Consider the following 11,388-nt stretch of genomic DNA (forward strand, 5'->3'; position numbering starts at 1 on the left):
GCCGCCGGCTGCGGCGCCTGAACGGCGGGGGCCGGGGCCGGGGCAGGAGCGGCCTGCGGCGCGGACTCCGCGACATCGGCATTGTCGTCGGAGCCCTTCGACTTGAAGCCCTTGAAATTGCCCAGGCTCGAACCGGAAATAGTGGGCGCCGAGATCTGGATGCAGGACAGCGAACTGCAGTTGCGCGGTGCGTGGACGCGGATCTTGTGTCCCTCGATCTGGAAGGAAATCGAATTGCCGGCATGAGCGGACGGGGTGGCCATCAGCAGCGCGGCGAGAACGAGAAGTCTTTTCATGTGAGCCTCCTGGTGCAGCGGGCTTGTGAACTTGCCCGGACCCTAGGCGGGGCGGTCGCCGGCTTCCGTGATCTGCGTCACCCAGGCGGCGCCGGGACGGCCGGCCGCGCCGGGCGTTGCGGCTCGTCAATATGAAGCCAAGGACCGGCTCACAGTGGACCGGCAACGTCTACAGCCAAGCCAGCGGCGATACCTATTACGTTACGGCCTATGGCCCTGAAAGGCCCGAACGCGCTGGGGGTCGAGGCTTGCGCGCTCGGACAGTTTTAATGTTCCGGCAAAAACTGGACGCGGATCGACACGAAGCCGGAGCGGATGATCACGTCGCGACAGTACTCGCCGGAGCCGCGGTCGTAGCGGAAGCCTCCAGTGCTGTGAGCCGCGCCCGCGGCGAGACCCACACATGAAAACGCCCGGCGGCTGGATTGCTCCAGCCCGCCGGGCGCTGATTCGTTCGGGGTTATGCGATTTAGTAGATCACCCCAAGCACGATGGCGCCAACAAAGGCGATGGCTGCATACGCGGTAACAACGCTCACTTTGCTGACCCATGGACCCAGCAAGGTCATCGCGAAATCTCCGTCGTTCATGTCATTGCCCGCTCAACTCTCGAAGCTAGCAAAGCGTTCCCGGCGTAAAAAGTCAGCCTTGCTGCACCATTATCGTCTGTCCACAGGATGGACCGGCGGCGACATGGTTAAAGAAGCGTGAAAACAACGCGTTGAAGAGTCGTTAAATAAATTAGCCGAAGTTGCGCGCATGACGCGCGGAGTTCGTTTGTATCTCGTCGGCTCCTTCGTCCTTGTTTCGCTAGCGGGCTGTGGCCGCGGATTTTTTCAGTCCGAGGAGCGCGAACCGTGGCGGGCTGAGGCCGAATTGGCATGCCTGAAGTCCGGGACGGTGAAAGAGACTGCCGAACTGGTCCGGATCAACCCGATTTCGGGTCCCGGGGTCTGCGGCGCGGAATATCCGCTCAAGGTGGCCGCGCTCGGCGAAGCCGGCGGCAGTTTCGGCTTTGCCGACGATCTGCGGCCGCCCGGCGCCATCGGCAACGGGCCGCGCTGGCCGGTTTCGCCGCCTCGCGCCGCGCCGCCGCCATCCGCCTATCCCGACAACGCGATGCGCCAGCCGGGCGGCTATGGCGCGGCGTCCAGCGGTCCGATTTCATTGGCGGCCCCGGGCGTGGTCCAGGATGAAGACGACGTTGCTTTCGCGCCTGAACCGGCGGGCCGGGGAGGCTATCCCTCGCCTTCGGCCTATCCGCGCGATCGCGGGCCCGCGCCCTATGCGGAACGTCCCGCCACCACGCCGCTGCCGCGGCTCGGGCCGGCGCAGGGCAACTCCGTCGCTGCCTTCGGCCCGGTGGCGATGAAGCCCGCGGCGACGCTGGCCTGTCCGATGGTTTCGGCGCTCGATCGCTGGCTCGCCGATTCCGTGCAGCCGGCGGCACAGCGTTGGTTCGGCACCAGGGTGGCCGAGATCAAGCAGATCTCCGCCTACTCCTGCCGCGGCATGAACGGTAATTCGCGCTCGCGGATTTCCGAGCATGCCTTCGGCAATGCGCTTGATATCGCTTCCTTCACGCTGGCCGACGGCCGCGTCGTCACGGTGAAGAACGGCTGGAAGGGCATGCCCGAAGAGCAGGGATTTTTGCGCGACATCCAGGCGGCGGCGTGCGAGCAGTTCAATACCGTGCTGGCGCCGGGTTCCAACATCTATCACTACGATCACATCCACATCGACCTGATGCGCCGCAAGAGCCAGCGCGCCATCTGCCAGCCCGCCGCGATGTCGGGCGAGGCGATCGCCGGCCGTGCCGGGCAGCGCGGCCCCCATGCGTCACGCGAATCCTACGTGACGGGATCGATCGGCGCCCGCAAGACACTGTCACCCCGGCGCAAGGCCAACGACAAGATCAACGAGGAAGACGAGTTCCTGGACGAGTAGGGTCGGCCCGGCGGCTATCGTTGACGTCGGCGTCTGATGTGAAGTCAAGTCGCCGGGTGGACGTTCGCGCCGGCCGCGCCCAGGCATTACACGCGCCACCGACGCCGCGAGCCGTCGTCGCCATAAAGGCGCAACCCCGAAGCGAAAAATTTAGGCGAAAAGCTTTCCGCTGCTCAAACATCAGGCAGTTATCGTGCTGCAAGCAGCCCTTCGACATCTGAGGAGGCCGCCAACACAGTTCAGTCGGAGCTTGCGCAACTCCCGCTTGGCACTAAGCTTGCTTGAGTTGCGAGGCAAGTCTGCAAGTCAGACATCCGGCAGGACAGGGGGCTCAAATGGATCGCCGCAGATTTCTCAGGACCGGTGCAACCGCCGCGGCGGCGTCCGCCGCCGTGGTTGCCACACCGAGCATCGTCAAGGCGCAGGCGAAGACGTTCAACTGGAAAATGACCAACGCCTATGGTCCGGGCGCGCCGTTTTACGTACAGGGGCCGGGCAGCCCGACCGACTTCATCAAGATGGTGGACGCGATGTCAGGTGGCCGGCTCAAGATCCAGCATTTCGCGGCCGGCGAATTGATCCCTGCACTGGAAGGCTTCGACGCGGTGTCGAAAGGCACGGTGGAGATGAATTGCGCCAACAGTTACTTCTGGTCGGGCAAGACCTTCGCGGCGCAGTACTTCACGGCGGTTCCGTTTGGCATGAATGCGCTTGGGATGAATGCCTGGCTATATCACGGCGGCGGCCAGAAGCTGTGGGAGGAAGTATACGCGCCGTTCGACATCCAGCCGTTCCCGATGGGCAACACCGGCGTGCAGATGACCGGCTGGTTCCGCAAACCGATCGAGAAGATCGAGGACTTCAAGGGTTTGAAGATGCGCATCCCCGGGCTTGCGGGCAAGGTGCTCGCGTCGTTCGGGGTCGATGTCAAGCTGTTGCCGGCGGGCGAGATATTTCCTGCGCTGGAGCGCGGCGTGATCGATGCCGCGGAATTTGTCGGTCCGTTTCAGGACCGTCGGCTCGGACTGCACAAGGCGGCGAAGTTTTACTATACCACGGGCTGGCACGAGACGTCGACGGTGACGGAATTGGCGATCAACAAGAAGGCATGGGCAAGTCTTCCGCCCGACCTGCAGGAGATCGTCAGGGTGGCCGCCGCCGCCTGCAACACCATCAGCCAGAGCTGGTGCGAGTCCGCCAATGCCGAGGCGCTGGAGGATCTGGTCAAGAATCACGGCGTCAAGACCGCGCCGCTGCCGGCCGACATTTTGGCGAAGCTGAAGGAGGTGACGCTGCAGACCCTTAACGAGGCTGCCGCCAAGGATCCGCTGGCCAAGAAGGTGCATGACAGCTTTATCGGCTTCAAGTCCAACGTCGACAAATGGGCGGGCATCTCGGAAGGCGTCTACTACAGCCAGATCCGCGGGCAGATTTGAACGACGCGTTGGGCGAAAAACGGCGGCTCGATCAGATCGCGGCTCGTGCCGCCGCCGTGGGCTGGGCATGCGCATGAAACTGACAGGGACGCTGCTGCGGGCGGCAAATCTGCTCGACCGCGTGATCGAGCGGATCGGCCGGGTGACCGGCTGGTTCGCGCTGGCCCTAGTGCTGGTGATGAGCTTCAACGTCCTGCTGCGCTATCTGTTTCGCACAGGATCGGTCGCCATGCAGGAGCTGGAATGGCACCTGATGGCGCCGGTGTGCATGCTGGGCCTGTCCTATGCGATCCTGAAAGACGGCCATGTGCTGGTTGATATATTTTATGGCCGCCTCTCCGAGCGATGGAAGCGCATCATCGATTTCGTTTCCGCGGTGCTCGTGGTGGCGGTGGTGTTCATACTGCTCAAGCTGTCGATCCCATATGTGCTGCAGTCCTACTCCATCGGCGAAAAGTCCCCGGACCCGGGCGGCCTGACGCACCGATGGGTCCTCAAGGCGATGCTTCCCGTCGGCTTCGCGCTTTTGCTTGTTCAGAGCTTCGCCGCCATGCTGCGGGCGCTTGTCCCCGTGATCGACCCCAACATCGCCGTCAAGCCGGCGAGCCACGCGGTGTGACATGCCTGGACTAGAAACCTTGGCGATTCTCTGCATCGTCTCCTTCTTTGTTCTGCTCGCGATCGGCGTGCCGGTCGCGCTGACGCTGGCGGTCAGCGGGCTTTTCTTCGGCTATCTGGGTTTCGGAGCGGGGCTGTTCGACCTGCTGCCCGCACGGATCTATGGCGTCATCGCCAACTACACCCTGATTGCCATCCCGCTGTTCGTTTTCATGGGCGTGATGCTGGAAAAATCGCGAATAGCCGATGATCTCATGGACGTCATCGGCCATCTCGCCGGCGGCTTGCCCGGCGGCATGGGCATCGGCATCATCCTGGTCGGCGTGTTGATGGGGGCCACCACCGGCATCGTCGGCGCGACGATCGTTACGCTCGGTCTGATCACGCTGCCGGCGCTGATACGGCGCGGCTATCATCTTCCGACGGCGTGCGGGACGATCTGTGCGTCGGGAACGCTCGGCCAGATCATTCCGCCGAGCACGATCCTGATCCTGCTGGCCGATATTCTCGGCCAGTCCGTCGGCACGCTGTTCGCCGCGGCCCTGATTCCCGGGATGCTGCTGGCGGCGATCTTCTGCATCTATCTGCTGGTGCTCGGCATGGTACGGCCCGATTGGGTACCGGCGGTGACTCTGGCGGAGCGCCAGACGGTGTCGCGATGGCAGTTGTTCAAGGACGCGGTACGGATCGGTCTGCCGCCCATTGGCCTCGTGCTGGCGGTGCTCGGGTCGATCGTCGGAGGCGTCGCCGCGCCGACGGAAGCGGCCTCGATGGGCGCTCTGGGGTCGATCCTGGTGGTCGGCCTGTCCGGGCGTTTCAGCTGGTCGGTGCTGCGCGAAACCACGCTGTCGACCACCCGCATCACCGCCGGCATGATGTTCATCCTGATCTGCGCCCAGGTCTTTGCCCTGGCCTTCCGCGGCCTGCACGGCGAGCAACTGGTCGCCGATCTGTTCAAGGTGGTGCCGGGCGGTGCCGACGGCGTGCTGATTTTCATGCTGGTGCTGATCTTCATCCTCGGCTTCTTCATCGAGTGGATCGAGATCAGCTATATCGTCGTGCCATTGTTCCTGCCGCTGCTGCAGAACCTCAATGTCGACATGGTCGTGGTCGCGACCCTGATTGCGGTCAACCTGCAGACATCGTTCCTGACCCCGCCGTTCGGCTGGGCGCTGTTCTATCTTCGCAGCGTCGCGCCGCCCGAGGTTTCGACCGTCGCGATCTACAAGGGGGTAGTGCCCTTCATCGGATTGCAGCTGCTGACGCTGGTCATCCTTTATCTCAATCCGCAACTTGCTACCTGGCTGCCGCGCGCGATCGGATGGTAGGTCAAGCCGCGCGCCTTGAATTGATCTCACGCTCGCGTTGCTAACCTCCACCCGGGTTTCGCCGGCGGTGCTATCGCGCGCGAAAATCAACCGGCGGGCCGCGACCGCGTCCCGCAGTGAATCGCGTCGCTCTTCTTCGCGGAAGCCTGCACGTGCTCGCAGCAAACCGGTTGATGGCAAGTTCAACATCTGCCGGGGATGCTGAACGGGCGTCGGCAAACGCACCCGCGACGCGGCCTATGTCGTCTACCGGACATGGTGCGTTGCACAGCGATTCGTCCCAGTTGAACTACGGAGCGGGCGCTAAGCATTGGTTAAGACAGGGCTCCCTACGATGATTTGTATTGCTTGCTTCTTGCTTTGAGACTTGCGCTACGACTTCGTCCCGATGAGCATTTGGAATGCGCGTTCACTTCGTCACCGATGAACCTGAGAAGATACCAGCCATCCGCGCAGTGCTGGAGCCACGCTATCTCGTTGTTTCTCAACTGCTGGGCGACAGCGCAACGCAAACTGGTGCGGCCGGCGCGCTGCTGGTTGACGCCGATCTGCGCAAGGCGGCTGGTATCGAGCAAATCCGGCTCATCATGCGGCAGCAGAAACGCATTCCCGAAAAGCTGTTCGTCGTCGAGAAGCACAGTCACCATCTGATTGCGCAGGCCTATGCGCTCGGTGCGACCTCGGTGGTTTCGCGTCCGCGAGAAGTTGCGTTCAGGCTGGCGCAGATTGAAGAAGCCGCGAAGGCGACGCGCGCCGGCGCCGCCATCGCCTCGCCCGCGATCACCAGCGGCGCAGCGGCCTTAGCGTCCATGTTCGCGGCGATCCGGGACGGCCAGCCGATCAATCTTTGCGATGCCGACAGTGCCACCTCGCAAATCGTCGACAGCATCGAGCAGAATGGACTCAGCGCGTGGCTCGAGGACGTCCGCCGCTACCATGAAGGCACGTTCCAGCATTGCCTGCTGGTAACCGGAGTAGCCGTGGGCTTCGCGCTGGAGATCAGGTTCTCCGGCCGGGATGTCAAACGGCTCGGTATGGCGGCAACGCTCCACGACATCGGAAAGGCCCGTATCCCGCTGTCGATTCTCGACAAGCCCGGACAGCTTGATCCGGATGAAGAAGCGATCATGCGGCGCCATCCGGAGATCGGATATGAATTGTTGAAGGATCTTCCCGGCATCAACCCGGATATCCTCGATGGGGTGAGGCATCACCACGAATATCTCGACGGCTCCGGCTATCCCGATGCGCTGAAGGCGCCTGAGATTTCCGATCTGGTGCGATTGCTGACCATCTCCGACATCTTCGCAGCCCTGATCGAGTCGCGGCCGTACCGGCCGGCGATGTCCCGCGAAAGCGCCTACAAGATCCTGTGCGGGATGGACGGCAAGCTTGAACAATCGCTACTGAAAGCCTTCCGCACGGTCGCGCTGCTGGCGTGACCGATGCTGCGGTCGCGCCCCGGGTTCATGGCGTCGCCAGCCGCTCCAGCAAATCGTGCACGACGCCCTCCAGCAAATCGAGCTTGTAGCCCGTCATCGGCAACGGGCTGGCGCCTGACCTCGCCAGCCGTGCCGCTTCCGCGATCACCGCCGCGCCGGCCGGCTTGCCTTGCAGGCCGGCCTCGCACGCTGCGAGGCGGAGCGGGACCGGCGCGATGCCGCCGGCGGTGAGGCGGATGAACTGGAACGTGCCCGACGTCACGACGGCGCGGGCGCATACTTCAGCGAGCGGCCATTCGGCGTGGCTGCGGCTGATGGCGCGCTTGTAGAGCGCGCGCTCACCCGGCAGCGGCGCTGATAGTTCGACGCTGCGGATCATTTCATCTGCTGCAAGCGCGTGATCGGATGTCCCGTTGGAGCCGTCGCCCAGCAGTTCGCCGATTGAAATCCCCGGCCGCTGGCTGGTGACGATCCTGGCATCATGGGCGAGCAGCGCCGCCGCCATGGTGGAGGGATGCGGCGCCACGCAGGGGCCGAGATCGAACGCGACGCTGTAGAGATGATTGCCCGTTCGCGCCGGGCATTCGCTGCCGCCCTTCTTCAGGCAGGCGATATGCGGATCGCGAAAGTACCAGCAGCGCGAGCGCTGCGCGAGGTTGCCGCCGAGCGTGGCGAGGTGGCGGACCTGCGGCGTGGCGAGACCCGATGCGGAAGCCGCAATGCCGGGATAGGCGGCCGCGATGCGCGGGTCGGCCGCGATCGCGGCGATCGAGGTGAGCGCGCCGATGGTGGCGGCGCCATCCGCGCCCCATGTCACGCCGATCGTGTCGGGTGCGGCGGCCAGATCGATCAGCGGTCCCCTGGAGACGCCGCTACGCCGCCTTTCGCTGAGGTCGGTACCGGCGGCGCGGAATTCGGCGGAAGCCGTCATCGAGGCGGATGTCATGCTGCGGTCCTCCCTTTCAGGGCCGATATCAGACGGTCGGGACGGATTGGAATTTCGGTCAACCTGATGCCGGTGGCGTTGCGGATGGCATTGGCCAGCGCCGGCGATGTCGGCACCGTTGCCACCTCGCCGATCCCGACGCTGCCGCCGAGCACGTGATCGAAGCCGGCCTCGTCGAAATGCACTGATATCGCGGGCGTGTCGGCGATTCCCGGGATTCGATAATCCTCCATCCCGGCCGAGAGCACGTCGCCGCTGCGCGGATCGGTTTCGCGCGCTTCATACAGCGCATAGCCTAGGCCCTGGATCACCGAGCCGGTGGCCTGGCTGCGCGCCAGCGCGGGGGCGGCGATCTTGCCGACGGCAATGCCGGTATGGACGTTGAGCACGCGGACATGGCCGAGCCAGGTATCGACTTCCACCTCGATCACCTGCACCGAACTCGGCACGCCGGCGCCGACCGCCAGGTTGGAAAACCGCCGCAGCATCCAGCCGAAGATCATGCCCATGATGCCCGCTTCCTTCATCGGCGAGCGAATACCGGGAGCGGTCGGTTTCGAGTCTTCTGGACGCACGCTGGCGACGCCGAGATCGGGCGAGGCCGCGATCAACTCGCGCCACGGCGCGTTGGAGCCGGGGAGCGGCTTGCGTTTGGCGTTCTGCTCGATCGCGTCCTTCAGCTTCTGCACGGCCAGCAGCGTCGGTGGAATCACGGAAGCCGTGCTGCGGCTGCCGCCGGCGCCCGGTCCCTCCGGCAGATTTGAATCGCCGATCCGCACCTCGACGTCGTGCGGCTCCAGTCCGAATTCCTGCGCCACCGTATTGGCGATCACGGTGCGGCTGCCCTGGCCGATATCCTGGGTCGCGGTACTCGCGACCAGGCGTCCGCCCTCGACCTTGAGTTCGATTTTGACGCCGGGCTGCCAGAGATAGAGCCAGTAGCCGGTGGCGACGCCGACGCCGCGGCGATAGCGGCCGGTCTGCTCGGCGGGCGTCTTCCGGTTGCGCCACACATCGAGGCCGGCGGCCCAGTCATAGAGGCGCTGCCGGTTGGGATTGGGATCCCAGCGCTTGCGCAACGCGATCGGATCGACCTTCATCCGCAGCGCGGCTTCGTCGATCGCCTGTTCCAGCGCGAACGCCATCGGCGGGCCGCCGGGGCCGCGGAACGGCGCACCGGGCGGCAAATTGCTGATGACGTCGTAATCGGCCAGCTCCTTGGCCTCCGCCGGATAGATCAGGCGGGCCAGGGCTGCGAGCGTCGAGTTGGTGGCAGCGCCGGTGTCGGCATAGGCGGTGAGCGACAGCGCTTTGAGATCCCCCTGCTCGGAAGGCAGCAGCGCGATTTTCAACTCGGTTGCCGGCCGGTAACCGGTGACGGACAATTCCTCGTGCCGGTCATAGGCGATCCGGACCGGCGCTTCTGCTTCGCGCGCGAGGTCGATCGCCGCTGTTGTCTCCATGCCGAGCGTGCCCTTGGAGCCGAAGCCGCCGCCGATGTGGTCGGCAATGACGCGCACCTTGTCATGGCCAAGCTTGTAACGCTTGGCGATCAGCTCCATGACGTGAAACACCGACTGTGTCGAAGCGTGCACGGTGAGGCGATCGCCGTCGAAGCGCGCGACGGTGGCATGCGGTTCCAGGCTGGTATGCGATTGCGTTCCGGTGCGGAAGGTCCCCTCGACCAGCCATGGATTCTGCTGCTCGCGCGCCGCGGCGACCCAGTTCCTCGCCTTCCGGGCCTTCTGCGAAAACGCCGCCGATGGTCCGCGGACATTGCCGTTCCAGGCAGCCGGCGCCGGCGTGCCCTCGGAGACGTTGCCCGCCTTCTTGCGGCTGGATTTTTCGAACACCACGGGTGAACCGGGTTTTCGCGCGGCGTCGAGCCCGATCACCGATGGCAGTCGCTCGCTGGTCATCCTGATGGCGGCGATAGCGGCTTCGGCGGTCTTGCGGTCCTTCGCCGCAACGGCGGCGATGGGATCGCCGACAAAGCGGACGATGCCGTCATCGCCGAGCAGCGAGACCGCCGCGCTGACGCCGGGCATCGCGCGCGCCGGCGCGAGATCGAGATCGGTGATGCGGGCATGCGCCAGCTGCGAGCGCAGGATGACGCCTTCCTGCTGGCCGTCATGGCGGATATCGACGGTGTATTTGGCTGATCCCGTCACCTTTGCGCGCGCCTCGACGCGCGGCGGGGAAAACTCGAGGCCGTCGAACTGGCCGGCGCAGGCGGCGGCCACCGCGTTGAAGATGCCTTCATAGGCGCCGCAGCGGCACAGATGTCCCGACAGCGCCGCACCGATTTCCTCGCGCGACGGGATCGCGGTTCCCTTGTCCTTGCGCCAGGAATCGCAGAACGCCGCGGCCTCGACCACAAAACCCGGCGTGCAGAATCCGCATTGCAGCGCGTCGTGCGCCATGAACGCCTTCTGCACCGCGTGCAGGTCGGTCGCGCCGATGCCTTCCACCGTCGTCACCGCGGTGTTGGCGGCGGCCCGCGCCGGCATCAGGCAGCTCACGACCGGCGCTCCGTCCACCAGCACGGTGCAGGCGCCGCACACGCCGGCCCCGCACACCAGCTTGGTGCCGGTGAGATCGAGATCGTCCCTGATGACATCGACGAGAAGCGCATCGGGATCGTCGGGCAGGGTGGCGAGGCGACCGTTGATCGTCATCGTGTTCATTTGCGACCTCCAGATTCTTGGCGAACGGGCTTTTTCGGGACAGTCTTCTTCACGGCGGACCTCGCCGATGACGGCTTCGGCAAGGGCGTGACGGCGCCGGCGACCAGCATCCGCGCCATGGTGGCGAGCGCGTCGACGAAGGCGTCGGCCGGCTGCATCCCCGGATAGGCTGACTTGGCGCCGTTGATCGCCATTTCCAGGCACTGCGCCAGTTTTTGCGGCGTCATGCCATCGGCCAGCGCGAGGCGCTGCTTGCGGCAGACCCGCGCGATCGTGGCTGCGCCATGCGCGGCGTAGTGCTCCGCATATTTCTGATAGAGGTCGCGCGCCTGCAGCAGATGTTCGGAGAACAGCTCCTCGATATGCGGCGAGCCTTCGAACGACGCGATGAACTGCCGCAGCCGTGCGGTCACCCCGGCGAGCAGAATGTCGGCCAGGCCGCCGCCGGCTTTCTCCGCCGCGTTCGCCGCCGCGAGCTCCGCGGCCATGGCATCCTCATGCACACGGACGATGACCGCGCGGAACAGCGCTTCCCTGGATTCGAAATGGTGGTACAACGCCTGCCGCGTCAGGCCGGCCGCCTCGGCCGCCTGCTCGATCGAGGAGCGCCGGAAGCCGTGCCGGCGGAACACGGCCATGGCGGCATCGAGGATGCGGTCGCGCGGCTTCATTTGTCGATTTTGACAAAA

The 11,388-nt window shown here is 64.9% G+C and carries 8 protein-coding genes and 1 pseudogene; 5 read left to right on the forward strand and 4 right to left on the reverse strand.

Annotation, left to right across the window (positions count from 1 at the left end):
* Window positions 1-296 (reverse strand): annotated as a pseudogene (locus Q8N40_RS18110) (DUF2147 domain-containing protein); the annotation flags it as partial.
* Window positions 297-1,054: 758 nt separating this feature from the next.
* Here Q8N40_RS18110 and Q8N40_RS18115 point away from each other — a divergent pair.
* From Q8N40_RS18115 to Q8N40_RS18135, 5 genes are all read left to right on the forward strand, one after another.
* The gene (locus Q8N40_RS18115; protein WP_305712788.1) at window positions 1,055-2,242 is read left to right on the forward strand and encodes an extensin family protein; all 1,188 of its coding nucleotides are present in this window, start codon (window positions 1,055-1,057) and stop codon (window positions 2,240-2,242) included.
* Between the two features lie 335 nt (window positions 2,243-2,577).
* Entirely contained in the window at window positions 2,578-3,678 is a 1,101-nt protein-coding gene (locus Q8N40_RS18120; RefSeq protein ID WP_305321185.1) for a TRAP transporter substrate-binding protein, read from the forward strand.
* Between the two features lie 73 nt (window positions 3,679-3,751).
* Complete coding sequence (locus Q8N40_RS18125; RefSeq protein ID WP_305321184.1) at window positions 3,752-4,297, forward strand: TRAP transporter small permease subunit; 546 nt, start codon at window positions 3,752-3,754, stop codon at window positions 4,295-4,297.
* 1 nt (window position 4,298) lies between these two features.
* Window positions 4,299-5,624, forward strand: coding sequence for a TRAP transporter large permease subunit (locus tag Q8N40_RS18130; RefSeq protein ID WP_305321183.1), 1,326 nt, complete (start codon window positions 4,299-4,301; stop codon window positions 5,622-5,624).
* Window positions 5,625-6,025: 401 nt separating this feature from the next.
* Entirely contained in the window at window positions 6,026-7,066 is a 1,041-nt protein-coding gene (locus Q8N40_RS18135) for an HD-GYP domain-containing protein (RefSeq protein ID WP_305712789.1), read from the forward strand.
* 25 nt (window positions 7,067-7,091) lie between these two features.
* Here the strand turns inward: Q8N40_RS18135 and Q8N40_RS18140 are convergent, their stop codons facing one another.
* The 3 genes from Q8N40_RS18140 to Q8N40_RS18150 all read right to left on the reverse strand — a co-directional run.
* Window positions 7,092-8,012, reverse strand: coding sequence for a xanthine dehydrogenase family protein subunit M (locus tag Q8N40_RS18140; protein WP_305712790.1), 921 nt, complete (start codon window positions 8,010-8,012; stop codon window positions 7,092-7,094).
* Entirely contained in the window at window positions 8,009-10,699 is a 2,691-nt protein-coding gene (locus Q8N40_RS18145; protein ID WP_305712791.1) for a molybdopterin-dependent oxidoreductase, read from the reverse strand. The genes Q8N40_RS18140 and Q8N40_RS18145 overlap by 4 nt, the downstream gene beginning before the upstream one ends.
* On the reverse strand, window positions 10,696-11,388 hold a 693-nt coding region (locus Q8N40_RS18150; RefSeq protein WP_371135735.1), incomplete at its 5' end, for a TetR/AcrR family transcriptional regulator. The genes Q8N40_RS18150 and Q8N40_RS18145, both read right to left, overlap by 4 nt.

Source organism: Bradyrhizobium sp. (assembly GCF_030693485.1).
Classification (GTDB): Bacteria; Pseudomonadota; Alphaproteobacteria; order Rhizobiales; family Xanthobacteraceae; genus Bradyrhizobium.